Origin of the sequence: Clostridium sp. JN-9, from assembly GCF_004103695.1 — a bacterium.
Classification (GTDB): Bacteria; Bacillota; Clostridia; order Clostridiales; family Clostridiaceae; genus JN-9.
The window spans coordinates 795,774-821,156 of the sequence record NZ_CP035280.1 but is presented as its reverse complement, the minus strand read 5'-3'; the positions used below and the strand labels follow the sequence as shown (position 1 = coordinate 821,156).

Annotated in this window: 22 protein-coding genes; 8 read left to right on the top strand and 14 right to left on the bottom strand. The window is 30.9% G+C overall.

Translation table 11 applies throughout. From position 1 onward, the window contains the following. Positions 1 to 9: 9 nt before the first annotated feature. Together EQM05_RS03930 and EQM05_RS03925 are read right to left on the bottom strand one after the other, a co-directional pair. Positions 10 to 873, bottom strand: coding sequence for an aldose epimerase (locus tag EQM05_RS03930; protein WP_128748832.1), 864 nt, complete (start codon positions 871 to 873; stop codon positions 10 to 12). Positions 874 to 890: 17 nt separating this feature from the next. Further along, positions 891 to 1,487 carry a GDSL-type esterase/lipase family protein gene (locus EQM05_RS03925; RefSeq protein ID WP_128748831.1) on the bottom strand — a complete coding sequence of 199 codons (597 nt, stop codon included), beginning with the start codon at positions 1,485 to 1,487 and terminating at the stop codon, positions 891 to 893. 162 nt (positions 1,488 to 1,649) lie between these two features. Between EQM05_RS03925 and EQM05_RS03920 the strand changes: the two genes are divergently transcribed. Both EQM05_RS03920 and EQM05_RS03915 read left to right on the top strand, forming a co-directional pair. After that, positions 1,650 to 2,438, top strand: a complete 789-nt coding sequence (locus tag EQM05_RS03920) for a putative ABC transporter permease (RefSeq protein WP_164917185.1) — start codon at positions 1,650 to 1,652, stop codon at positions 2,436 to 2,438. A gap of 1 nt (position 2,439) precedes the next feature. Next, complete coding sequence (locus EQM05_RS03915; RefSeq protein ID WP_128748829.1) at positions 2,440 to 3,264, top strand: MBL fold metallo-hydrolase; 825 nt, start codon at positions 2,440 to 2,442, stop codon at positions 3,262 to 3,264. A 382-nt stretch (positions 3,265 to 3,646) separates the two neighbouring features. Here the strand turns inward: EQM05_RS03915 and EQM05_RS03910 are convergent, their stop codons facing one another. The 4 genes from EQM05_RS03910 to EQM05_RS03895 all read right to left on the bottom strand — a co-directional run bounded on the left by EQM05_RS03910 (position 3,647) and on the right by EQM05_RS03895 (position 6,097). Next, the gene (locus EQM05_RS03910; protein WP_128748828.1) at positions 3,647 to 4,393 is read right to left on the bottom strand and encodes a MerR family transcriptional regulator; all 747 of its coding nucleotides are present in this window, start codon (positions 4,391 to 4,393) and stop codon (positions 3,647 to 3,649) included. A gap of 165 nt (positions 4,394 to 4,558) precedes the next feature. Then, positions 4,559 to 5,050: an NUDIX hydrolase gene (locus EQM05_RS03905; RefSeq protein WP_128748827.1), complete on the bottom strand. Its 492-nt coding sequence runs from the start codon at positions 5,048 to 5,050 to the stop codon at positions 4,559 to 4,561. A 261-nt stretch (positions 5,051 to 5,311) separates the two neighbouring features. Further along, the gene (locus EQM05_RS03900; RefSeq protein WP_128748826.1) at positions 5,312 to 5,746 is read right to left on the bottom strand and encodes a GNAT family N-acetyltransferase; all 435 of its coding nucleotides are present in this window, start codon (positions 5,744 to 5,746) and stop codon (positions 5,312 to 5,314) included. Positions 5,747 to 5,821: 75 nt separating this feature from the next. Further along, positions 5,822 to 6,097: a hypothetical protein gene (locus EQM05_RS03895; RefSeq protein WP_128748825.1), complete on the bottom strand. Its 276-nt coding sequence runs from the start codon at positions 6,095 to 6,097 to the stop codon at positions 5,822 to 5,824. 616 nt (positions 6,098 to 6,713) lie between these two features. Between EQM05_RS03895 and EQM05_RS03890 the strand changes: the two genes are divergently transcribed. Both EQM05_RS03890 and EQM05_RS03885 read left to right on the top strand, forming a co-directional pair. Further along, positions 6,714 to 8,186, top strand: coding sequence for an IS66 family transposase (locus EQM05_RS03890; protein WP_128748824.1), 1,473 nt, complete (start codon positions 6,714 to 6,716; stop codon positions 8,184 to 8,186). A gap of 709 nt (positions 8,187 to 8,895) precedes the next feature. Next, a complete protein-coding gene (locus EQM05_RS03885) occupies positions 8,896 to 9,342 on the top strand; it encodes a helix-turn-helix domain-containing protein (protein WP_128748823.1) in 447 nt (148 codons plus the stop codon). A 494-nt stretch (positions 9,343 to 9,836) separates the two neighbouring features. Here EQM05_RS03885 and EQM05_RS03880 read toward each other — a convergent pair whose 3' ends face one another. The 4 genes from EQM05_RS03880 to EQM05_RS03865 all read right to left on the bottom strand — a co-directional run bounded on the left by EQM05_RS03880 (position 9,837) and on the right by EQM05_RS03865 (position 13,912). Beyond that, entirely contained in the window at positions 9,837 to 10,661 is an 825-nt protein-coding gene (locus tag EQM05_RS03880) for a TPM domain-containing protein (RefSeq protein WP_128748822.1), read from the bottom strand. A gap of 10 nt (positions 10,662 to 10,671) precedes the next feature. After that, positions 10,672 to 11,241: a LemA family protein gene (locus EQM05_RS03875; RefSeq protein ID WP_128748821.1), complete on the bottom strand. Its 570-nt coding sequence runs from the start codon at positions 11,239 to 11,241 to the stop codon at positions 10,672 to 10,674. Between the two features lie 60 nt (positions 11,242 to 11,301). Further along, positions 11,302 to 12,759: a PLP-dependent aminotransferase family protein gene (locus EQM05_RS03870; protein ID WP_128748820.1), complete on the bottom strand. Its 1,458-nt coding sequence runs from the start codon at positions 12,757 to 12,759 to the stop codon at positions 11,302 to 11,304. A gap of 247 nt (positions 12,760 to 13,006) precedes the next feature. Further along, positions 13,007 to 13,912: a D-alanine--D-alanine ligase gene (locus EQM05_RS03865; RefSeq protein WP_128748819.1), complete on the bottom strand. Its 906-nt coding sequence runs from the start codon at positions 13,910 to 13,912 to the stop codon at positions 13,007 to 13,009. Between the two features lie 188 nt (positions 13,913 to 14,100). Between EQM05_RS03865 and EQM05_RS03860 the strand changes: the two genes are divergently transcribed. Continuing rightward, positions 14,101 to 15,393: an amidohydrolase family protein gene (locus EQM05_RS03860; RefSeq protein WP_128748818.1), complete on the top strand. Its 1,293-nt coding sequence runs from the start codon at positions 14,101 to 14,103 to the stop codon at positions 15,391 to 15,393. A gap of 47 nt (positions 15,394 to 15,440) precedes the next feature. Here the strand turns inward: EQM05_RS03860 and EQM05_RS03855 are convergent, their stop codons facing one another. Together EQM05_RS03855 and EQM05_RS03850 are read right to left on the bottom strand one after the other, a co-directional pair. After that, positions 15,441 to 16,523 carry an aminopeptidase P family protein gene (locus EQM05_RS03855; RefSeq protein ID WP_128748817.1) on the bottom strand — a complete coding sequence of 361 codons (1,083 nt, stop codon included), beginning with the start codon at positions 16,521 to 16,523 and terminating at the stop codon, positions 15,441 to 15,443. A 73-nt stretch (positions 16,524 to 16,596) separates the two neighbouring features. Further along, complete coding sequence (locus EQM05_RS03850) at positions 16,597 to 17,544, bottom strand: HD domain-containing protein (protein WP_128748816.1); 948 nt, start codon at positions 17,542 to 17,544, stop codon at positions 16,597 to 16,599. 213 nt (positions 17,545 to 17,757) lie between these two features. Here EQM05_RS03850 and EQM05_RS03845 point away from each other — a divergent pair, with 213 nt between their 5' ends. From EQM05_RS03845 to EQM05_RS03835, 3 genes are all read left to right on the top strand, one after another. After that, positions 17,758 to 18,558: an amino acid ABC transporter substrate-binding protein gene (locus EQM05_RS03845; RefSeq protein ID WP_128748815.1), complete on the top strand. Its 801-nt coding sequence runs from the start codon at positions 17,758 to 17,760 to the stop codon at positions 18,556 to 18,558. 24 nt (positions 18,559 to 18,582) lie between these two features. Next, complete coding sequence (locus tag EQM05_RS03840) at positions 18,583 to 19,221, top strand: amino acid ABC transporter permease (protein WP_128751023.1); 639 nt, start codon at positions 18,583 to 18,585, stop codon at positions 19,219 to 19,221. 381 nt (positions 19,222 to 19,602) lie between these two features. Further along, positions 19,603 to 20,163: a hypothetical protein gene (locus EQM05_RS03835; RefSeq protein ID WP_128748814.1), complete on the top strand. Its 561-nt coding sequence runs from the start codon at positions 19,603 to 19,605 to the stop codon at positions 20,161 to 20,163. A 334-nt stretch (positions 20,164 to 20,497) separates the two neighbouring features. On the opposite strand, the gene EQM05_RS03830 is transcribed toward EQM05_RS03835, so the two are convergent. Next, entirely contained in the window at positions 20,498 to 21,445 is a 948-nt protein-coding gene (locus EQM05_RS03830) for an L-lactate dehydrogenase (protein WP_128748813.1), read from the bottom strand. 103 nt (positions 21,446 to 21,548) lie between these two features. Further along, positions 21,549 to 25,349, bottom strand: a complete 3,801-nt coding sequence (addA, locus tag EQM05_RS03825; protein WP_128748812.1) for a helicase-exonuclease AddAB subunit AddA — start codon at positions 25,347 to 25,349, stop codon at positions 21,549 to 21,551. Positions 25,350 to 25,383 lie beyond the last annotated feature (34 nt).

The following is a 25,383-nucleotide window of genomic DNA, read 5'->3' as shown; positions in this document are numbered from 1 at the left end:
TTTATAAGCTTAAAATGCCTTAATATTAAAAAACAGTTCTAAACTATCCATTGGTTTTATATAATAAAGATCATTTTTAGTATTCATAGAATTACCAAGTGCCGTCCATGGTTCCACACATACAAAATCCTTTCCCTCTACAGACCATAACACTATATATTTAAATTCCTTACTATATTCTAAAAATATGTTTTTACCATTATTAATAGGTGCAAAGCTTATGTTATTTTGTTTACTGTCTAAAAATATTGGAGAATCCACCAAGCCATATAAGCTTAATTTTCCATTATAGCATTTTATTTTTCCATCGTTTTCATCTAAGTATTTTGTAGCATCAGTATTAAATTTAATATTTTTATTATCAGCCTTAAAATATGGATGAAATCCTACATAAACCGGCATCTGTTTGTTAGATTTATTAAAATACTGCTGATTGATCTTTAAGCATTTATTTTCCAATGTATATGTAAATATAACCTGGAAATCAAAAGGGTAACTTTTCATTGTTATATCATCACTGTCTAACTGAATTTTTATGAAAGCACTATTTTTATCCACATGTTTATCTATAACCTGCCAGTTTCTTGTTCTTGCAATACCGTGGTTTTTCATGGCATATTCATTTCCTTCCAATGAATATCTGCCATTTTCTAATTTGCCGCATATAGGAAAAAGTATTGGAATTCCTCCTCTTATATTAGCATTTTCATCATAAAAAGTATCTTTATCCAGATACAGTTTTTCTACTCCTTCCACGCCATATCCAATTATTATGCCTCCCCTTTCAGGGGCAATTTTAACCCATGAGTCTGAGTCATTATCCCTTATTTCATATATTTTATATTTATCCTCTAAAACGTTTATTTCATACATATACTATTTTCTTCCTTTCATTTGATAATACATTTTAATTTTTTCAGTGCACATTGAGCCATAAGTTTATGCCCATATTCAGTTGGATGAATTCCATCTATATATATAAATGAGTTTTTATTATTTTCAGCTGCATCTTTAATTATAGGAAAGAAATCTATAACTTCCATTTTATTTTCATGTGCATATTCTATAAGAAAGCTTCTGTAATTATAAATCTCTTCATTTATCTGTTTATAATCTAGATGTTCTGCCCACATAGTATCTGCCATTGAAGAACATATTGGAATAGGTGTTGCAGGAATTGAGGTAATATTATGTTCAGTTAATTCTTTTATAAGCAGCTGTATATTATCCTCTATGCTGTTTAAACTTCTACCTAAAAGCAAATCATTAGTACCTGCCAATATTACTGTATAGTTAGGATAATTACTGATTATATCCTTATAAGATCTTGATAAAATACCAGCTGTAGTATCACCATTTACCCCTTTATTGATTATTTCAATGTCTGAATTTAAATTCAGTAAATTTGTCCATCTTCTTTCTTTACACACCCCATACCCAAAAGTAATACTATCTCCTATAAATACTATTTTACTTCTATCATTCATTTTTTCAGGACCCTTCGCAAAATGAAATGCTGTTTTTACATTATGTATATTTATTTCTTGTGTGCAATTTGATTATAATATATAATTCTTTTTATAACAACATAATGTATAATTGTATAATAACTATAATTTTACAAATATAAAATGCCGGGGGGTATTTACTTGAAATATTTAACCTTGTTTAGAGCTGATTTCTACAACTTATTTTTCTATTGGATTGTTTATTCTTTTTTAGGATGGGCATTGGAAACAATATATGCAAGTATAAAAAATAAGAAATTTATTAATAGAGGATTTCTATTTGGACCTCTTTGTCCAGTATATGGATTTGGCGCATTAATATTAATAGTATTTTCAAATCCAATTAAAAATAATATATTTTCATTGTTTTTATTTGCAACAGTAGCTGCCTCTGCCCTGGAGTACTTCACAGGATACATTCTTGAAACTGCTTTTAAAACTACCTGGTGGGATTACAGCCATGATTTTTTAAATATAAAGGGTAGGATCTGCATTACCTTTTCAATACTTTGGGGAATTGGATCAGTTATTTTCATGAAATATATTCATCCAATTATAATAAATGTATCAAACATTATATCCACAAATACGGGCTATATAATCTTACAAATTATATTTATTGTAATAATTATTGATTTTCTTTTTACATTAAAATCTCTAACCAACTTAAATAATCTGCTTAGTCAGTTAAACAATGTTTATATTGAATCAAAGTTTGCCTTAGAACATCTAAAAGACTTTAAGGATAATAAATTAAGCTCTCAGGAGTATATATTTCACCAGGTAAAAGACCGATATGAAAATATATTGAAAAAGATTAAATGCAGATATTCAAGGCTTACAAATGCTTTCCCGCAATTTACTGAAATGAAGATTAATCAAATTGCTTTAGATATAAAAAACAAATTTAAATCTAATGGAGATAATTAAAATGAAAATACCTCATCTTATAAAAGTAATGAATTACATGTATCACCTTAGCAGCAGAAATTTTAAATTGTATTTCAAACCAGCTGAATTTCCTGAACATGATACAATTATGGAAAACTCAGTTCACTGGGTGGGACATTCAACTACAGTTATAAATTTATATAACAATATAATAGTTACAGATCCAGTATTAAGTAATTATCTGGGATATATCAAACGTATGGTTAAACCATCCACCTGTTTAAACAACTTAAATACCAATTATATATTAATTTCACACGGACACATGGATCACCTTGATATTAATACCTTGCTGAAACTGGATAAGAATTCAACTGTAATTGTACCACCTCAATACAGCAGGTTATTTAAACTAATTGGCTTTGCAAAGGTAATTCCATTAAGACATGGTGAAACATATTCCAATGAAGATGTTTCAATCACATGTATTAAGGCACTTCATGATGGAAGAAGATATTATATTGGTAAAAATACCTGCAGCAATTCTTATTTAATTAAATGTAATGATAAAAGTGTGTTATACGCTGGTGATACAGCATTTACTGATGCTTATAAAAATATTTCTGTTGATGCAGCTATAATGCCTGTAGGCTGCTATAAGCCTGTAGAATATGAAAAAATGCACTGCACTCCCATGCAGAGTTTTGAAATGTTTAAAATGATGAAAAGCAGAATTATGATTCCTGTGCATTATAAAACCTTTATATTAGCACAAGATGAAGATTATGAAACTGAAAATATATTAAGTAAAATAAATGATGGCACTATAAAAATAATTAATATTGGCCAAACGGTCACACTATAATAAATAACAAAGATTTTATCCAAATAACAAAGATTAAAGAATAAAGAACAAATTAGGTAAGAGCTAAAAGGTAAGAAGTAAGAAGTAAGAAGTAAGAAGTAAGAGAACATCCACAGATTTGTGTAAATTGGATTGGATATGACTAAATTAAAATTGGAAATATCCTATGCTGAGCAATAATATGGAAGTTATAAAGGCAGCCTTGATGGGTTGCCTTTATTGTGTCCTATAAGAATAATGCGACAGATTAACTGCGTTAATACTAAATTCCAAAGGTTTTTATATTTGCTTAATCACATTTAATGTTTAAACCAACAGAGGCAAGCACTATACTTGCCTCTGTATATAATATTTTTTGCAGAAATATTACAAGCAACCTCTATTAATTTGAAGTTGCATATATATCTGCAGTTATACAAAGGTAGTAGGAAAGACCTAGTTGCTGATTTTCAAGCATATTCCTGTGGAAATCATCCTCTAAAAAGAACTTTGCTTGAGCCGCGAATGATTTTGCATCGGTATTATGTCCATGGTTATTTAAAAACGTAATATGATTTTTCAATATCTGCTGAAGCCTCTCATCGTTCGCTTTCCAGCCATCTTTTAGGGCATCTGATACACTAATAATAAACTGTTTTGCTTCTGTTGCTTGTTCATTTAAATTATCAACTTGAGTATCCTCTACTTCTGGCATATCATATCCATATTTATCCTTAAGATATTCACTCTGTTCCGAAAGTGCATTTTTCCATTCCTCTTTGTTAAAACCATTAAACATCGCTGATTTATCCATAATTACTCCTTTCTTGGAGAGGATAATAGAATCTCCAATAGTCTTTATTAAACAATCAAGTCTCTGCTTGCGCGCAATGAGCAGTTCCTGTTGTTTAGTCAAGCATACTAATCGATTCGGTTCATCCTCAAGTGCTTTTTTGATATCGTTGAGGGAAAAATCAAGTTCACGATAGAATAATATCTGCTGCAAACGCTCAAGTTCTTTTCCCCCATAGAGACGGTAACCGGCATCTGTTATCTCACAGGGCTGTAATAAACCAATTTTGTGGTAATAATGTAGTGCTTTTATAGTAACTCCTGTTAATTCTGCAACTTCTTTGACCGTGTATAACATAATTCTTCACCTCAAATAAATCATAAGCCCTCCTCCAAGGTAAGGGTCAAGTTTATTTTAAAACTTTTTTATCTATGTTTCACAATTAATTACCTCTGTAACACAGTATGAGAGGAATGCAAGATATCCCAGCTAAACATTATGCTCATTTTGTGTGTTAATTATCTATATCTCTTTTATCACAATATGTTCAATTTGGTGTGGCATATTTATTAATTTTTCTACAAAAAAAGTTGGATAGATGGTGTGATTTTTCAATTCTTTAATTGGTATCCAATTCATGTATTCTCTGCCCTCTGCACAAATGCTATCGCTGTTTAATAACTGTGAGCCCTTTGATTTCATCAAAAAATAGAAAGCCACCTCGTGACATTTTAAGCCTGCAGTTATTCCATCCCCGTTAAAAAAGTTCTCGTGTATAAAGGCTAATCGGTCTATTTCATAGTTTACACCAGTTTCCTCTAAAACTTCTCTTACAACACATTCTTCTGCCGTTTCACCTAAGTGAACACCGCCCCCTACTGAGTAGTAATAGTGAGATACATCATTGCTTGCCATTAGGATGCAATCATCTTCAACAATAATTGCTGCAGCACGGTATCTAAACCAATTTCTGTCATTAGTAATGCAGCAGTCTTTATTGTAATCTGTTTCCATATTCAACCTCCTATTTCTACTTGACATAATTTTCCTCTAATATTACTGAACAATAAATTGCTCTTGTATCAATAAGATAAGAAAATTACTGGGAAGTATTATTTTACAATTATTTTAATATACCGGAAATAAAAAAAGCATTTATATTATTATTCTACCATTGTTATTATTAGGAGCTTTAATTGAAACTTTTGTTACACCAGGGCTAATACATATTTTTATTAAACTGTAAATTTGTTTTATAGAAATTAAATAGCATATTTATCCCCCATATTTCATTAAATAATAAGGTTCATTTTCTATAACTTCTTTTTCCATTGTCCACCCTTGAGATAAATAAAAATGCAAAGCATTTACATTTGCCTTTACACACTTCAATGTTAACGGTAATCCAACTACTTTTGCAGACTGATTTATCATTGCTTTTCCTACTCCACACTTTTTAAAATTTGAGGCAACAAATAAATTGTGAATAAATTTATCTTCTTCCCAAATTGAAGCAAATCCAACAATTTCATTGTCTATTTTTGCTGTTAATATTAATTCGCCTTCCGTGCTACTATCAAAATCTTCTAATTTTATACTACCATGTTTCACCCAAGTAAAACTTTCCTGTCTTGTGTTAAAAAAAATCTTGCGTAGTTCATCATAGTCTTTTTTTTGAGCTTTTTGTACAGAAATATTATTTTTATTCATTATATCTCCTCCCCTTATGTTGTAAGACAAGTCACACTAAATTAACCTTGTGCCACAAAGAAAGAATTATGCGTATTACATTCCATCTTTAAAGGTTGTAATCCATAACCAGAAAGAGTTTATTATTATCAATAATATATTTAATAACAGTAACCATGAATCTAAAGCATTCAAAATTTTATTATCATTTTTCCAAATTCTTATTATCTGTACTATTCCAATAATAGCAATTAACACTGATAAAACAAGAACAAAGCGGCACATAATAACAGTATCGAAACCATTTTTTAATATTGCAAATGCTAATAAAATAAAAGAGGTTATCGTATAAATATATGTCTTCCCCCCCATAACTGCTCTCCTTCCTATTAAAACCTTGTTACACATTTGTCTTACGACTGCTATACAGTAATTAGAAGCAATAAATTAAGTTCCATATTAGCTTATAAAAAATATATTAGCCAGAGGGTCTTTGCGCTTTATGATTATTAAAATATGACCAGCCAATTATTGTGGCACTATCTCTGCCCTTTTGTTTGTGAACTTCTTTAAAAACTTTTAATATATTTTGAGATGCATCAATATCCTCTGTCAAAATCTTATATAGATACCTTGCATCTTCAAATGGTCTGTCCCCACATTCTAATACTCCGTCAGTAAGTAAGTATATATAATTCTGGCCTTCTCGTAATAATCTTGTACCTATTGTATAACAAGGATCATCTAATTCAAAAGTGTTAACCTTGCCAATCCATTCATAGAATTGCCTTTAATTTAATGTAAACTGATTTAATTTTTCAAGTTCTGGGTGCAGTAAATAAAACTATTATTGTAACTATTCAGCTATTAAAATAATTTAAATTTACTGTTATTATTAATTTATTGAAAAAAAGCCTTCCATTTATCATTATTTTTTGGTATCATAAAGCCTGTCTTGCAAAAACTAATGATAAGGTGGTAACACATCGTGAGTGAAAGCCAAATCATCGAGATTTACAATCAAGGTGTATCTCAAATTATAGGTGTTATTAAAGAATTATCAAATCAAATTAAAGAACTACAATCTCAAGTAGAAACACTTTCTAAAGAGAATAAGGCTCTAAACGAGCGTGTAAAATTATTAGAAAGCCAAGTCAACAAAAACAGTAGTAATAGCAGTAAACCTCCATCGTCAGATGGCTTTAAAAAAAAGACTAAAAGTTTAAGAACAAAATCAGGTAAAAAACCTGGCGGTCAAGAAGGTCATGAAGGAATAACATTGTGTTTACATGATACTCCTGATGAAATTAAAATTCACAATGTAGAACATTGCACTGAATGTGGAGCATCTCTAAAGGATGTACCTCCTGAAAGATATATTGTTCGTCAAATTATAGATATACCAGATGTAAGAGTTAAAATTGTAGAGCATAGAGCAGAAGTTAAAATATGTCCTCATTGTAAAAGTAAAAATACAGCTACTTTCCCAGGGGAAATAAAGAATACAGTTCAATATGGAGAACGCCTGAAAGCGATAGCTGTTTACTTAACTCAATATCAATTGATTCCGTATAAACGTGCTGTTGAACTCATTGAGGATTTATTTAACCATCATTTAAGTCAAGGTAGTATGGTAACCTTTAATCAAGACTGTCATGATAATTTACAAGCTATAACAAATAGGATTAGAAATAGCCTTACCTCATCTACAGGAGCAGTTCATTTTGATGAAACTGGTATTTATATAGATAAAAAACGCCAGTGGCTTCATGTTGCTTCTAATGAAAATCTTACATATTATGAATGCCATGAAAAGCGTGGTAAAAAGGCTATTGATGATATTACGATACTTCCAAACTTTACTGGGACGGCAGTCCATGATGGTTTTAAAACTTATTTTAAGTATACTAACTGCAATCATGCTCTATGTAATGCTCATATATTAAGAGAATTGAATGGTATAACTGAATTACAAGGTCAAAATTGGGCAAAGCCAATGAAAAATCTATTGTTAGAAATAAAAAAAGGGGTAGATTTAGCTAAAGACAAACAAAATGCTTTACCTTTAGATAAAATTCAGGATTTTGAAACTAAGTATGATAAAATACTTAAAGCTGGCATTGATGAAGACTATGCTAAAAACATTGAATTATATTCTAAAAAGAAGGTAAAGAAAAGTGCCAGTCTTAATTTACTCAATAGATTAAATGGCTATAAGGAACAAATACTTGCTTTCATGTATGACTTTGATATACCTTTTGATAATAATTTAGCAGAACGTGATTTACGTATGGCTAAAGTTAAGCAAAAGATTTCAGGCACCTTTAGAAGTTCTGCTGGAGCTAACGCTTTTACTAGAATCCGTGGATATGTATCTACTGTAAGAAAACAAGGCAAAAATGCTTTGGATTGCATAAAATCAACATTTACAGTGAATCAATTTGATCCAACTTTGACGTAAAAGCTCCGCTTAAAGAGGGACGAAGTACCTCTTTTTGGTGAACCTAAAATTAATATTAACACCTTACTGTCAGATGCATAAGAATTTGACAGTAAGGTGCTTTTTTATATACTTTTTAGGGTAGCTGAATAGTTACCTATTATTAAATATTAGCATTTTTTAACATACAAGTAAATATAAAATTCGCAAATACATATCTATGGTTAATTATCTAGAACATTAAAGCGTCATAGAATTTATTGTTTATGATGCTTAGCTTAAACTAATGCAACAGCCCCTCATAACTTATTTTTTTGTTATCGGTATTTGTTAATTTACGTTCTTTATGCTAATTGACTGCCTACCGACTTAGGATTTTTACAAATCCTTTTTTTATCACCTAATAAAACTGTAATTGAAATCATTCCTAGTTATTAAACCCTATGATCCACTTAATGAATTAAGTTTTTGGTTTTTCTGTAAAGAAAAACTACCTTATTTGTTCTTTGTTCTTTATTCTTTAATCTTTAAATTTAGTTAATTGTTCTTTAACCTTTGTTATTTTTTGTCGAATGTAACCAGGCAGCACCCGAAATATGTCTATAATTTAACTTGTCCTATTTTCCCTATTGATGCATATATGATAATTAGAAGTAAGAAGTAAAATTCTATACTAATTAACTTTGAACTTCCAACTTTTAACTTATAACTGAATTCGGGGGTGTATAAAATGATCAATTTTACAATGATTCCAAATGAAATTATATCTAATAAAAACATCAGCCAGGGGGCATTTAAATTGTATTGTATTTTAAACAGATATTGTTATGGAAATAAGGATACCTGTTTTCCATCTCAGAAAACCTTAGCTGATCAAATGAAAAAGTGCATCAGAACAATTCAAAGGTATATGAAGGAATTAATAGAAAATGGAATAATTATAATAAAGAGGAGAGGCTCCGTAAGCAATTTATATCAGATTTTAACAAGGACAGCAGAAAAATCAAAACAAACTGCTGCTTCTTTATTTGGAAAATCTCCAAAGAAAAATCCTAAGTCAAAAAATAAAACAGCACCTGCCTATTTTGAAACTGAAGAAGAAGATGATGAATTTAAAGACTGCTTCTACAGCGAAGAGGAAAAGGAGTATTTCAGGAAAATAAAAAAGAAAAGTTAATCGTATCTAAAATTCTATAAATTTTCAGCACTTTTACGGAAGTGCTTTTTGTGTTTCCCTAAATTACTTGATTTGATTATAAATTTTTGATGCCAGCAAAAAGTATCCTTATTTGATCTTTGTTCTTTAATCTTTAATCTTTGCTGCTATAAATATGTCGCATTAAAAGTGACATGTTTTTATCAGCTTAGCGACATGGGGTAGCTGCGAATAAATACAAAAAAATAATATTTATTTAAACAAAAAAGCAAACAGATCATTGCTTCCAACTTTAACCAAGTCACAGGTACCTTACAAAAAAAACGTAAATAGATTTAATTTTACACAAATCTATTTACGTTCCCGCGTCTTTTTTATCACCTGACAAAACTGTAATTGAAATCATTTTTAGTTATTAAAACCTATGACCCACTTAATCAATTGAGTTTTAAGTTTTTCTGTAAAGAAAAACTACCTTATTTGTTCTTTGTTCTTTAATCTTTAATCTTTAGTTTCTACCAGCCTCCAGAGGACCCGCCGCCGCCGGAAGATCCTCCTCCGAATCCACCAAAGCCTCCTGAGGAATCTCCTCCTCCAAAGCCGCCAAAACCTCCACCGCCTCTTCCGCCTCGTCCTCCTCTTCTTCCTCCAAAGAATGAAGACCAGAATATCAGTTGAATTAGTGTTTTTGTGACTCTGGCTCTGTTAAACAATAAGTCTATAAGAAACAGTCCTCCAATAATATAAGCAATAATGGGAGTACTTTTATTAGAATCTTCAGCATTAGTATCTGGTGCTGTAACTTTAATATTCTTATCTAATTTAACGTTATACTCTTTAGCAATATCATCTGCAAAAATAGAAAATACCTGTTTAATCCCATCGCCATACTTACCCTGCTTAAAAAGAGGGGCAGCTACACTGTCCATAACTCTGGCAGAATAAATATCTGTTATAGCTCCTTCAAGTCCTTTTCCTACTTCTACTCTCCATTTTCTGTCTTTCATAGATAAAAGTATTAATAATCCATTATCTTTATTTTTCTGACCAATGCCCCATTCATTAAATAGCTGGTTTGAATAGGACTCTATATCACTGCCATTTAATGAGTTTATAATAACAACAGTGATTTGAGCTCCTGTTTTATCTTCAACTTCTTTTCCTACTGACACAAGATAATTAGATGTATCATTATCAATTACACCAGCATAATCATTAACATATTTTAGTGATGTTGGCTTTGGAATATCTGCTGCTGAAACTATGTTAAAGTTAAAAGCTAAGTATAATACAGTAAAAATTAAAATTAATATTTTATTATTTACTATTTTTTTATTCATATTAATATGCCTACTTTGTAAAGTTTACTTTGGGGACTTCCTTAGCTCCATTGCTGGCTTTATAATAAGGTTTTTCATTAAATCTAAATATCCCAGCTATAATGGAATTTGGGAACTTTCTTATGCTGGTATTATATTCATTTACTGCATTGTTATACTGCTGCCTTGCAACGGATATTCTATTTTCTGTTCCTTCCAGTGCCACAGACAGATCTCTGAAATTCTGACTGGACTTAAGATCTGGGTAATTTTCTACCACCACTAGTAATCGTGATAAAGCTGAAGACAATTGGCTGTCAGCATTGGCCTTATCAGTTACAGTCTGTGCACCTGCAAGTTTTGCCCTGGCATTGGCAATGTCAGTATAAATACCCTTTTCCTGTGCTGCATATCCCTTTACTGTTTCAACCAGATTTGGTATTAAGTCAGATCTTCTTTGAAGCTGAGTATCTATATTTGATTCTGATGTATTAACCTGTTGTTCTAAGCTTATCATGCTGTTATATGTTCCAGCTATAGGAAGTATAATAACTGCAAGAACTGCTATGATAATTAATATGGTTTTTAAAGTTTTATTCAATTTTAACACCATCCTTATTCTATTATAAGAGCAATTTATAAAAAATATTCTAATTTATTTTTATAAATTAGTCAAACATGTTTTATATTTACACGCCTCTTCTCCAATGATTTTAATACCCTTTTCTATTTCAGCATCGCTTAATCTTGCAAAGCCTAATCTAAAGGTATCTTTGCCTTGTCCGTCTGTATAAAAAATATCCCCTGGAGTAAAAATAACTCCATTTTTCATACATGAATTTAAAAGTTTTCTTGAATCCAATCCTTTTATCCTAATAAAGATATGCAGTCCTCCTTCACCAAATATTTCAGCTGAAGGGATGTATTTTTCAACACACTTTATTGCAATTTCGTACTTCTCTTTATACACTTTTCTAACCTTTTTTATATACTTTTCAAAATTTCCTTCAATAAGGTACTCATATAAAATTCCCTGATCTATAAATGAAGTGTGGATATTCCTGCTTCTTTTTACACTTTCAAGATAACTTATAAGCTTTTTATCTGCCAGAATCCATCCTATCCTCATTCCTGGGAAAAGCACCTTAGAAAAGCTGCCGATATAAATAACACTGTTGCCATGGGCTGATAAAGCTGCTAATGGTGACAAATGAGCTCCTGAATATCTTAATTCCTCATTAAAACCATCTTCAATAATTGGTACATTGAACTTCTTAAGAATTTTGTATACATTAATTCTCTTATCTGAACTCATTACTGTTCCCGTTGGATTATGATAAGAGGGAATTAAATAAGAAAGTTTAACCTTTTCCTTTGAAAGCAGCTTTTCAAGCTCTTCTTCATTAATTCCAGTACTGTCCATAGAAATTCCGCATATATCAAGCTTATGGAGCTTCATTATTTTAATTGCAGTATTATGAGTTGGATTTTCGCAGACTATTTTGTCACCTTTCTCAGTTAAGCATGATAAAACTATATCAAATCCTTCAGTAAACCCATTGGTAATTAAAATATCCTTATTTTCTATATTAATACCTTTATTTTTCAAATATTTAAGCAGATATTCAATTAATGGTTTATATCCTTTGGCATATCCGTAATTTAGAAGCTTTTCCCCCTCATAACTAATCCTGTTAAGAAATGCTTTTTTAAAATCACCTATATTGAATAGTTTTTCATCAGGAGAAATACTCTTAAATGATATCATTCCTTTAACCCATTTTGCTTCATGCTTTATAATATCAAGTTCTTCTGCCATAGTGCAGTACTGATTTATTTTATCTTTCCAGTCAACATTCCAGTTTTCCTCAGATGCTATATGAAGATCCTCCACATATGCTCCTTTACCTTTTATCATGTAAATAAAGCCTTCATCCTGTAAAAATTCATATGAGGTAACTACTGTATTTCTGCTTACATTTAATGCAGCAGCTAAATCCCTTGTAGATGGAAGTTTTTCATTTTTTTGAAGCATTCCTCTTAATATCATATCTTTAATATAATCTTTAATTTGAATGTAAACAGGTGCTTTACCATTAGGTTTAAAATCTACAAACAATTTTTTCACCTCTGATTCCTAAAAAAGTTATACTAATACTATAACCTTATAAATAATAAAGTGCAAAATAAAAAGTAAGAAACCACAGTAAAAACCTAAAATGATTTTATTTCAGATTTAACCATGAATTTTCTTACTTTATTTACGCTTTTCTATCTATATAGAAAGTAATAAATATCTTCACCGTAGCTGTCACAAAATATCCAATCCTCAAGGATTTTTGGGACTGCTAAAGGTGATTAGATATTTACTTTCTATTCTCTTTAAGTGATTGTTCAATAATCATATTTAACAGCTCACCGAAGGATATACCTTTGGATGCTGCACTTTTTGGAAACAAGCTGTTTTTTGTCATACCTGGAAGTGTATTTAATTCCAATACATATGGGACTCCTTCCCTGACTATCATGTCAACTCTGGCATATACACTGCACTTTAATGAGTCCCAGCATTTTATAGACATATCTCTGACTTTGCTTTGTAATTTTTCTTCAAGTTCAACAATGATTTCATCTGATCCGCCATCAGCATATTTTGCTGTATAATCGAAGAATTCTGCCTTAGGCTTTATGGCTAAGATTGGATACATTTCACCGTTGAACATGCAGCAGGTTATTTCGTCTCCCTTTATATATTCCTCAATCATAACCTCATTGTCATATTTTAAGGCTTCAATTACTGCAGCTTTAACATGTTCTTTTTTCTTTATTATTGATGTTGCCACACTGGAACCTCCATTGTTTGGCTTTACTACTACTGGATAACCTAATTCTTCAATTCTGCTATAGTCAATTTCTTCAGCTGATTTTAAGTTTATCCATTTTCCAGTTAATATGCCTTGAGACTTAAGAACCTTCTTTGTCATATCCTTGTCCATACAAATTCCGCTTGTCAATGGTCCGCATCCTGAATATGGAATATTAAGTGTCTGCAATACAGCCTGAACAGTTCCATCTTCTCCGAACTTACCATGTAGTGCTATAAATGCAAAATCAATTCCTTTAACTTTATTAAATATATCCTGTTTTTCATCTATAATAATTGGAACTGCTTCATATTTAGAGTTATTTATATTTCTTATTACTTCTTCTCCGCTTTTTAATGATACTTCTCTTTCTGAAGAGATTCCACCCATTATTACTCCAACCTTCATAAAATTATGCCTCCACTTTTTTTATTTGATTATATTTTCTCATACAGCCCATAATAATTAAAGTACCACCTTTATTGCAGTTTAAATTACATGTGGTTCTCTATTATTAACATTTATTTACACTTTTATGGCAAATTTCTGCTCATTGGTTTATAATAATATTACTCACTTTCAAAGGGGTGGTAAATATGAAAAAAACTACTATTATCTCTGGGCAATTTAAAATACAGGATAAGGTGAAAAGCGGATACTTAGCTGTGGATAGTTCTACAGGAATAATTAAAGATTTTATCTTATCATGTGATATTCCTAAAAATAAAGAGTTTGATATTTTGTCCTATGGACCTGAATATTTAATTGAATGTGGTGATTTTAACTGTCACAGCCATCCAGAACAGTCACTGTACAAAAATATTGTAAATAAAGACTGGGATTTATCCACTTGGTGTAAAAATACAATTTACAAATATAGTGCTTTACTTGAACCTTCACATATTTATTATGGATGTGTAAGTGCATTTAGAACAATGCTTTTAAATGGAATAACCTCTGTAATTGTTTCATTTTACTGTCATAATAATGCAGACAATCTTTATGATCAGCAGGTGATAAAAGCTGCAGAGGATACTGGTATAAGATTATATTTTGGAAGAGTAAACTATGATGTTATTAATAAGGATTCTTATGAAGGTAAAATTTTATCACAAAGAAGTTATTTTGAATCAGTAGAGGAATATACCAGTAATTTTACATCTTTATTGGATGGTATAAAAAGCAATAATATAGTTATTGCACCTGCAGTACATAGTCTGCATGGGTCATCTATGGAGTCAATTATCAATGCTGTAAATTTAGGAAACAAATATAACAGATTAGTACAAATTCATCTTTCTGAAGATAAAAATGATGTTTCATTATGCCTTAAAAAATATGGTTTAAGGCCTGTTGAATTTTTAGTGGATTTATATAAAAAAAATTATATAAGCAGTTTAAAAAATTTATTGTTGTCAGACTGTATCTGGCTGAATGAAAAGGAAATAGAGCTTATAGCTAAATACAATATGAAGATAGTTATCAATGCCAGAATGAATAAAAAAATGGGGGTTGGTACTGCTGATATTCCTTGTTTTTTAAAGCATGGAATAGTAACTTATCTGGGAACAGACGGCGAAGCAAGCAACTATTCACTTTCAATTGAGGATGAAAAAACATTTCTAAAAGATAACTATAAAGATATTCCTGAAGATATCATTGATATGCTTGGAAGTGAAGCTGTTGAGTTTAACAATGGCTGTATTGAAGACATTGGTATTGGGGCTTTCTGTGACTTAAAGATAATGAAAAATAACAAAGTCAAGGATGTTTTTGTAAGTGGTAAAAAAGTAGTTGAAGATGGTAAACTATTAAATACAGCTCTGGAAAACAGTATTGATGAAAACCTTAAGAAAAGTTTACAAGAGCTGAATTTGAAAATTAAATAGTATAAAATGCCGATCTCTTTTTTATATGAGAGACCGGCATTTTTGATTTAGATTACTTTTAAGTCCTTTGAAGTTTTATTAAGTATATCACAGCCGTCTTTTGTTGCTATAACAATATCTTCAATTCTAACTCCAAACTTGCCTGGCAGATAAATTCCAGGTTCAATAGAAAATGCCATTCCTTCTCTTACAATTGTCTCATCAGTAGAACTTACTGATGGATTTTCGTGGTCTTCTATACCAATGGAATGTCCAGTTCTATGTGTAAAGTACTTGCCATAGCCTGCATCTTCTATTACCTTTCTTGCTGCTTTATCTATATCACAGAATCTTACTCCAGGTTTCACTGCAGCAATTCCTGCTAAATTTGCAGCTTTTACAGTATTATATACTTTTTCTTCTTCATCTGAGCAGTGATCATAGAAAACTGTTCTTGTAGTATCAGAACAGTAAACATTAGTTCTTCCTCCAATGTCTATTACAATGGAATCTCCTTTTTTAAGTGTAGAAACTGAATCTGTTGTATGATGAGGATCAGCTCCATTTTCACCATATGCAATAATTGGATCAAAGGAGTACTCGTTAGTTCCATATGAAGCAAAAATCTCCTTTAACTTTTCTGCAGCTTTATTTTCAGTAACATGTGGATTTTTCTTTAAATAATCAATTAAATCTGTTACAGCCTTATCAACTACATCTGCAGCTTCCAGAAGCAGTTTTCTTTCTTCAGCATCCTTTTCCATTCTTACGGCATCAACAGCTTTTGAATTAATAGGTTTTAATTCAGGCATCTTTTCCATAAGTTCAATTAAAAAATGTGCATGCCAGAATTTATCTATAGCTAAAGGCTCCTTTGGATTAATTACATTGCTTAATATTTCTACTGGATTGCCGTCATCATTATAGGCTAAAATCTCTACTCCTGATAAAGCTTTCAAATTTGTTACTATTTCATTAATAATTAATTTTTTCTCTCCATTGGTGTTTAAATATAAGGCTATCATTCTCTCACCAGATTCTATCCATTTTCCAAGAAGATAAAATAAATCCGGAGTTGAAGTAACTATTGTCTGAGTGACATTTAATTCCTTCATTCTTTCTATAACTCTTTGTATCCTTTGTTCATTCATAATACAACCCTCCAAAATTTAGTTATTTATTTTTTAACTTAAAGTAAATTTTATATATTAATATTAAATAATATTAATCTTCTGGTTTGTAAACCTTCCTCTGAAGTGTCCATACTTTATCGCTGAAACAGCCTTTTTCAGTACTCTTAAGTGCTTTGTTCATATCAAACATAACGGCATCCATTTCATCCAGATGGTGCAGTATCTCTCCTTCAGGAATCATTGGTTTCTTAGGGCTTCCATACTCAGGCTCATAATGATGAGTTAAAATTAAATGCTGTAAAAGCATGGATTTTTCCTTATCTACACCTAATGCATCAGCAGCAATTTCAACCTGCTTAATGCCTTGAATTATATGCCCTAAAAGCTGACCCTCTACTGTATAACCATTAACAATGCCAAGTTCACTGGCATCCATTTCTTCTATTTTGGCAATATCATGAAGAATTATACCACCGAACAGCAGATCTTTATTTAGTGATGTATAAACTTCACATATTTTTTCTCCAACTTTCAGCATTGTAGTAACATGGTATAGAAGTCCCCCCCTTATAGAGTGGTGATTTTTCATGGCAGCCGGGTAATGCTTCAGCTTTTCTTCCTTTTCTTCAATAATGTACATTACTATATTTTTTATATCTTCATCTTTCATATTATTTATATAACCAAGTAATGTGCTATACATATCTTCAGATGAATATGGAGCAACTGGAACAAAATCCTCAATATTTACATTGTCCTCAGGAACTGATAATCTTATTCTTTCTAATTTTAATTGTAATCTGCTTTGCCAGTCTGCTACTACTGCTCTGACTTTTACAAGAGTATTAGCTTTATAGGTATCTAAATCCTCATCTGAACAGTCCCATAGCTTTGCATTTATTTCTCCAGTCTTATCTCCTAAAGTAAAATCCAGATATTTTTTATTTGTGGAGGAAGTCTTTACTTCCACAGATTTGATTATATAAAATCCATCAATTTTTGTACCTGCCTCAAGCTGACTAATAGTTTTATATTCCATAAATTTACTCGATTTTAAAAAGATTTAAAATCAAATGCCTCCTTTATTGATTAGTGATTAATATAAAAATTACTTTTATCATAGACAATTATACCATTATTCACAGATTAATTTCATTACAATAAAAAAATATTATGTCTTATCAATTTAGTGCTTTACAACTTTAGTGTAATAAATTATAATTATATAAAATAAATGCAGGAGGCAAATTAAATGAAAAAATTAATTACAGCAATAATCTTAACTACTTTTGTATTAACACTTTTTACTGGATGCAGCAAAAAACAATCAGCAGATAACTCTCTAAACTATATTAAATCAAAGGGTCAGTTGGTAGTTGGACTGGACGACAGTTTTCCCCCAATGGGTTTTAAAGATGACAAAGGACAAATAGCGGGGTTTGATATAGATTTAGCAAAAGAAGCTGCAAAAAGAATGGGAGTAAAGGCAGTTTTTAAACCTGTAGACTGGGATGGGGTGCTGATGAGTCTTAATAATAAGGACATTGATTTAATATGGAATGGTCTCACAATAACTGATGAAAGGAAACAAAAGATAGACTTCTCTAAGCCTTATTTAAATAACAGCCAGGTAATAGTTGTTAATGCTTCTTCTTCATATAATTCCAAAAATGATTTTTCTAATAAAACCATTGGTGTTCAGCTGGGAAGCAGTTCAGAAGAAGCTTTGAATAAAGATTCAGGCTTTACTAAATCATTAAAAGAAATTAGAAAATACTCTAATAATACTGAAGCTCTAATGGATTTATCAGCTGGAAGAATAGATGCTGTAGTAATAGATGAAGTAGTTGCAAGGTACTATATGCAGAAGAAGCCAGATACCTATAAAATATTAAATGATAACTTTGGAAAAGAATCCTATGGAGTGGGAATCAGGAAATCCGATACATCCTTTAAAACAGAATTGGACAAGGTTCTGGATGATATGAAAAAGGACGGCACAGCAGATAAAATATCTGAAAAATGGTTTGGCAAAAGTATTATCGTAAAATAAAGAATTATTTGTGAGGTGTTCAAAATTAATACTATAGATATTTTTATATATATACTAAAAGGAAGCGGAATAACTTTAAAACTTTCCTTAATAACAATAATCTTTTCCATTCCTTTAGGTGTGCTTATTGCCTTAGGTAAAGTTTCCACATTGAAAATTTTAAATTACATTTTAAGTGCATATACATGGTGCTTTAGAGGAACACCTCTGCTGCTGCAAATTTTCTTTGTATATTTTGGTCTTCCAGTCTTCGGTATAAAATTTAAGCCTCTAACAGCGGCTTCAATAGCTTTTGTACTAAATTATTCTGCTTATCTTGCAGAGATTTTCAGAAGCGGCATAAATTCAATTGACATTGGTCAATTTGAAGCTGCAAAAGTATTGGGAATGAATTATTATCAGACCATGTCATTAATTATATTGCCTCAGGCCGTTATAAGGGTATTCCCGCCAGTCTGCAGTGAAGCAATAAATTTAATAAAGGACACAGCCCTGGTATCTGTAATTGGTATTGGAGAGCTGTCCAGAGCTGCAAAGGAAATTGTAACAAGAGATTTTACTATTACACCATTTGCAGCTGCTGCAGCAATATATTTAACAATAACCATGTTTATTGTACTGATTTTTAGACAGCTGGAGAAAAAATATGCTATAAGAAGCTGATTACAATAAAAAAAGAAGCTGTAGCACTAATAAATTTACATACAATATATTTTAGTATTTATTTTTAATTTTTATTTTAGCTCTATCCCTTTCCGATACTGTTAACTATATAGAAAGTAATAAATATCTTCACTGTAGCTGTCATAAAATATCCAATCCTCAAAGATTTTTGGGACTGCTACGGTGATTAGATATTTATTTTCTAACAGACACTTATGGCTCTTTTAAATAATAATGTTGATGTGAATAGGACTTCATTAAAAGAACAAAGATTAAAGAACAAAGATTAAATAAGGTAGTTTTTCTTTACAGAAAAACCAAAAACTCAATTGATTAAGTGAATCATAGGTTTTAATAACTAAAAATGGTTAAACAAATAAAATGCAGGGAAAGTTTGAACTTGAAAATTTCTTCTTAAAATTTTCCCGGAAGGGACAGAAAAGCATTGAACATGATGAAAAGAGAGTTCATGATCAAAGCGTAAGTTACATTAATATCGGCAATAATAAAGTTTGCGTTATTACAGCACTGGATTCACATAAAAATATTTATTCCATGGCAGTGGGCACAGGACGTATGAATGCAATTGATATGGAAAATTATATTGGAAAAATATTAAATAAAAATAAGCAGGCAGTCTCAAGACCAAAAAGCTTTTTTGCCATGTTCTTTAAGAGAAAGAAAATAAGAGAGATCAATAAATATCTTGATAATAGCTCTGAAGCAGTAAAATATAGACGTGACTGCATGGAATGGATGTACCGTTTTAGAGGTGTAGCAACGAAGTATTTAAATAATTATTTAAGCTTATTCAAATTTTTAAAGAACGTTAATTTTAATAATATTTTATCTGCGATAAATAAATTTATAAAAGAAATAAGTAAAATTAATATCCAAAATACATATATAAATATGAGAAATGCTGAAGTCAGTTTTAATTGACTTGTCCCTAATGGGAATCTGTTACTTTATCAACACTATTGAATAAAAGAGCCATATACCTAAAGAAGGAAAGATTAAAGAACAGAGAACAAAGATTGTTGTTTTGCCTACCGGCTTTGGATTTTTCAAATCCTTTTTTAACCATACTAAATAAAATTATATAGTTAAAAACCATAATTAGCACCATTCTTGGTTCTTAAAATGCATGATTCACTCAACCAATTGAATTTTAAGATTTTCTGCCAAAGCAGAAAATCTACATTATTTGTTCTTTGTTCTCTAATCTTTAATTTAAATAAAAAAAGTTCAAAGTTAATCTTTGAACTTTTTTTATTTAAATTCTTGCTTTATCTAAGTATTCCTTAAGAACTGAAGCAGAACTTTTTAATTCCTTTAGTTCTCCATCATCAAGAGGAACCTCAAGCCTTCTCTTGGCTCCGGAAGCACCTACTACAGTTGGCATTCCCATATATACTCCTTCAATACCATACTCACCAGTTAGCAGGCTTGAAACTGTTAATATAGCATTCTCATCTCTTAAAATAGCTTCTACGATTCTTCTAATAGCCAGAGCTACTGCATAATTAGTGTATCCTTTCTTATTTAATATTTCATATGCAGCATTTTTAACATCTTCTGCTATGTTATATTTGAATTTATCATCACAATTGCTGCACATCTTAGAACAATATTGATCAACACTCATACCTGCTATACTTGTTATACTCCATGCAGCAATCTCTGAATCACCATGCTCACCCATAATATAAGTGTGGATGTTCCTTGCATCTACTTCAAAATGTTTTCCTAACATATATCTGAATCTGGATGTATCCAGTACTGTACCGGAGCCAATAACTCTGGATGCAGGAAATCCTGATAGTTTATATGTTATATATGTTAATACATCAACAGGATTTGAAACCACTAATAAAATACTATTAGGGCTGTACTTTACAACTTCGGGCACTATTGATTTAAATACACCTAAATTCTTATTTATAATATCTAACCTTGTTTCACCAGGTTTTGGTCCAACTCCAGCAGTTATAATAACTATATCAGAATCAGAAGTATCGCTGTAATCACCAGCTTTTATTTCTACAGGTTTTACAAATGATGCTCCATGTGATAGATCCATTGATTCTGCAAAAGCTTTATCTTTGTTTATATCTACTATTACAATTTCAGAAGCAAGACCCTCCATCATCAATGCATAAGCTGTTGTTGACCCTACAAATCCAGCTCCTATAATTGATATTTTTGTACCTTTCTTTTCCATACAATCACCTTCATTAATATTATTATGTCAAAATTTAAAATATCTCATGCATTTATTATATACTAATATACAATAATTTTCAACTAATAATTATTATCACACCTTAAAAACTTATTAAATTTCCATTATAAAATAAATATATATATTTTTCCTTAACAGTTTTGCCGGTTATCACCTCCAGTGCTTTTGCATAGTACTGAATCTGAATTTTATATTTTTCAATTATCTGCTGCTCATCTTCAACATAATCGGTTTTATAATCAAGCAGAACAAGGCCGTCATTTTCTTCAAAGTAGCAGTCAATTATACCTTGTATTAAAATTTCCTCATCCTTATATGTTTCCATATCTAAGTCATTATATAAACTTGTACTGGGAACCTTTATATAAAATGGCTGTTCCCTATATATCTTATGTGCTTTCTTTATTCTTTTTCCTATATCTGACTGATAAAATTTAAAGATATTATTAATATTTACGATTTTGCTTTGCTCCTCTGTAATAAACTGTTTATTTATAAGATGAATCAATTGCTGCTGTATTTCTTCCTTAGATGAAACCTTATTAATATCTAAATGCTGCATTACCAGATGCAGTATAGTTCCTCTTTCTGACGCTGTAAATTTTTTTGTATTCTCTAAGAAACCTGGTTTTCTAAATTCAATGGGAGAGATCAGGCTGCTGCTGTCTGTGTCATCAATAACCTGAAATCTTCTCTTTATTTCTGATACTGAAAGCTTTGCAGGAATATTAGAGGATTTAACATATTTATATTCCCATTTTAATCTTCTGTTTACTTCTTCAAAGTATACTTCATTTTTTACTTTAAGAAGATTCTCAAGTTGATTTTCAACATGTTCTTCTTCAGCAGGAGATTCTGCTGTATTTAAAAACTGTTCCTTATTCCAGATTTTTATTTTCCATTTTGATTTATCATCAATTAAATGCTTAAAATCTTTTTTACCGCCTTTACTTCTTAAAACAGTTCCATCAGTATGCCTTACAAGAGCTAAGCCTATCCAGTCCAAATAGCACTTGGAATTTAATATGTCATATTCAGAAATCTTTTCTTCTGTGCTATTGCTTATTGATGCCCACTGTCTGCATTTTCCTTCTACATTACTTACCATTCCAGTTATTATTAGCTTTTCCTTTGCCCTGGTAAAAGCAACGTATAATATTCTCATTTCTTCAGCAATTAGTTCCAGTTTAATTTTTTTTCTCATTATTGACTTATATATTGTGGGATAGCTCACTCTTCTTTTTATATCAATAAAATCAGGTCCATATCCAAGATCCTGGTGAAGCAGCAGACTGCTGTTTAAATCCATAAAATTAAATCTTTTTCCGCATGCTGAAAGTATTACCACAGGAAATTCCAGCCCCTTACTTTTATGAATACTCATAATTCTTACAACATTTTCATTTTCTCCAAGTATCTTTGCGCTTCCCATATCTCCACTATTTTTCTTTAGTTTGTCAATAAAATTTACAAAATTAAATAATCCCTTAAGACTGGTTTTTTCAAACTCCTTTGCTCTCTGAAATAAAATCCTTAGATTTGCCTGCCTCTGCATTCCTCCTGGCAGAGCACCTATAAAGCCATAATATCCAGTTTCAGTATACAACTTCCATATGAATTCATCTAAGGCCGTATGCAGTGAATCATTTCTCCACTGCTTAAGTTTTGCAATAAATGATTGAACCTTATCTTTTAATTCATCACTGCAGAGATTTTCTTCATTACATATTGCCAGCATATTTTCATATATGGATTTATCAAAGTCTACATTCCTTATATCAATTAATTCTTCTGCAGATAAAAATGAAATTGGAGAACGCAGAACTGAAAGCAGAGGTATATCCTGATAAGGATTATCTATTATCTGCAGCAATGATATCATGGTTTTAACTTCTACTGTTTCAAAATAGCCGCTGTTTGTATCAGCAAATACAGGTATATTTTTCTTAGTTAATTCTTCAGTAAATGTCTTTGAATAATCTTTAGTTGAACGCATTAATATTACTATATCTTTGTACTTAGCAAATCTGTATTTTCCTGTGCTTTTATCATAGACTTTCATTGGCATTCCATTTGAGCCATTTATAATATCATTTATCCTATCTGCCGCAAGCCTTGCTTCCAGCTGAATATTATCCAGAGTTTCTTCATCTTCCATATCATCTTTTTGTTCTTCATCAGTGTCCTGGTTTGAAATATCTGTTTTATTTTTTTCAATGATATCAACCTGAATTTCACCGCCATATACAGAATCCTTTTCTGCTTCTTTATCAATAGGATAATCTGCTGAAGGAATCAATTCTTCTTCACTGTTATAATTTAATTCTCCAATGTTTTCAGACATAATCTGTTTGAAAATAAAGTTTACACCATTGATTATTTCTTCTCTGCTTCTAAAATTCCTAAACAGCTTGATTCTTCTATTCTCTGCACCTCTCTCTTCACTATAATTATTATACTTTTCAAGGAAAAGCTCTGGTTTTGCCTGCCTGAATTTATATATGCTCTGCTTAACATCCCCAACCATAAACATATTTTGAGCTGCATTTTCTGTTACACTTATGTCATCATGATTACAAGTACTTTTATATTCTTCATCCAATAGCCATTTACCGGAAACATCTATTCTGGCTACCATATTCAGCAGTACTTCCTGCACTAAATTACTGTCCTGATATTCATCCACAAAGATCTCTTCAAATTTCTTTCTGTATTCTAATGCTGCACTTGAAGGCTTTATGTATCCATGGCTATCCAACTCAGTTAAAATGTTTAATGCAAAATGTTCTATGTCATTAAAGTCTATTATAAGTCTTTCCCTTTTCTTTACTGAGTACCTTCTTTTAAATTCTGATACAAGATATGATAAACATTTCATCATTGGGTACATATACTTTAAATCCTTATTATTGTTACTTAAATTTAAAAAAATACTCTCTTTAAGTTCAGTAATTTTCTTTTTAACTTCATCCCTCTGCTTTTTTACATATTCCTTAACGCTTGTATCCACATCCTTACTCTTTTTACCTGGAAGCTTTGAAAACTCAATATTAGTAAATTTATAAGTCAGCTCATCAAAATCTTTTGCATGTATTAAATCATTTATATTTCCAAGGTCCTCTATAAATACAGGCATGTAGTATTCTAATCCAGGAGAATCTTTTATCATTTCTATGCTTTTTTCAAGTTTATCTTTACAGCCCTGAAGTTCTATATTTACATCTTCCATTAATATCTCTGCCCATTTTGTTTCTCCAAAATTATAGTTTTCATCCAAATTAAACTGCTCAGCAGAATCACGCAGCCATTTCTCCGGCCATGGTGAACTTTCAGCAAATCTATATACATTGAGTATCATATCCTGAACCTTTTTATCATCTTTTCCACCGAAGGCATCAACTAATTGAAGAAAATCATCTGTTACATTGTCCTCTTTATACATATCATCAAAAAGTTCTTCCAGCACTTCACTTTTTAATAGGATTCCCTCAGTTTCATCAGCAATTCTAAAATTGGGGTCTAAATCAATACAGTGAAAATTATTTCTGATAACCTGGAGACAGAAAGAGTGGATAGTCATAATATTGGACTTGTTTAACAATGTGAGCTGTGTCTGAAGTCTTCTGTTTTCAGGGTTTTTATCCAACTCTTTTGAAATAGCCTCTCCTATCCTTTCACGCATTTCTGATGCTGCGGCATTGGTAAATGTCACTACAAGCAGGTTATCTATATCAACTGGATCATTTTCATCCATTATTCTTCTAATTATTCTCTCTACCAGTACTGCAGTTTTCCCAGCACCTGCCCCTGCGGCTACCAGAAGATTGCAGTTCCTTGAATTTATTGCTTCACTTTGTTCTTTTGTCCATTTAGTACCTGGCACAATATCACCTTCTTCAATAATATTTTATCATATA

Bases quoted from the DNA above. Each gene is read 5' to 3' on its own strand.
- EQM05_RS03880 (WP_128748822.1), bottom strand. From the start codon at position 10,661: ATGAATAAAAAAATAGTAAATAATAAAATATTAATTTTAATTTTTACT.
- EQM05_RS03930 (WP_128748832.1), bottom strand. From the start codon at position 873: ATGTATGAAATAAACGTTTTAGAGGATAAATATAAAATATATGAAATA.
- EQM05_RS03885 (WP_128748823.1), top strand. From the start codon at position 8,896: ATGATCAATTTTACAATGATTCCAAATGAAATTATATCTAATAAAAAC.
- EQM05_RS03855 (WP_128748817.1), bottom strand. From the start codon at position 16,523: ATGAATGAACAAAGGATACAAAGAGTTATAGAAAGAATGAAGGAATTA.
- EQM05_RS03895 (WP_128748825.1), bottom strand. From the start codon at position 6,097: ATGGGGGGGAAGACATATATTTATACGATAACCTCTTTTATTTTATTA.
- EQM05_RS03900 (WP_128748826.1), bottom strand. From the start codon at position 5,746: ATGAATAAAAATAATATTTCTGTACAAAAAGCTCAAAAAAAAGACTAT.
- EQM05_RS03925 (WP_128748831.1), bottom strand. From the start codon at position 1,487: ATGAATGATAGAAGTAAAATAGTATTTATAGGAGATAGTATTACTTTT.
- EQM05_RS03915 (WP_128748829.1), top strand. From the start codon at position 2,440: ATGAAAATACCTCATCTTATAAAAGTAATGAATTACATGTATCACCTT.
- EQM05_RS03905 (WP_128748827.1), bottom strand. From the start codon at position 5,050: ATGGAAACAGATTACAATAAAGACTGCTGCATTACTAATGACAGAAAT.
- EQM05_RS03845 (WP_128748815.1), top strand. From the start codon at position 17,758: ATGAAAAAATTAATTACAGCAATAATCTTAACTACTTTTGTATTAACA.
- EQM05_RS03835 (WP_128748814.1), top strand. From the start codon at position 19,603: ATGCAGGGAAAGTTTGAACTTGAAAATTTCTTCTTAAAATTTTCCCGG.
- EQM05_RS03865 (WP_128748819.1), bottom strand. From the start codon at position 13,912: ATGAAGGTTGGAGTAATAATGGGTGGAATCTCTTCAGAAAGAGAAGTA.
- EQM05_RS03910 (WP_128748828.1), bottom strand. From the start codon at position 4,393: ATGTTATACACGGTCAAAGAAGTTGCAGAATTAACAGGAGTTACTATA.
- EQM05_RS03850 (WP_128748816.1), bottom strand. From the start codon at position 17,544: ATGGAATATAAAACTATTAGTCAGCTTGAGGCAGGTACAAAAATTGAT.
- EQM05_RS03830 (WP_128748813.1), bottom strand. From the start codon at position 21,445: ATGGAAAAGAAAGGTACAAAAATATCAATTATAGGAGCTGGATTTGTA.
- EQM05_RS03860 (WP_128748818.1), top strand. From the start codon at position 14,101: ATGAAAAAAACTACTATTATCTCTGGGCAATTTAAAATACAGGATAAG.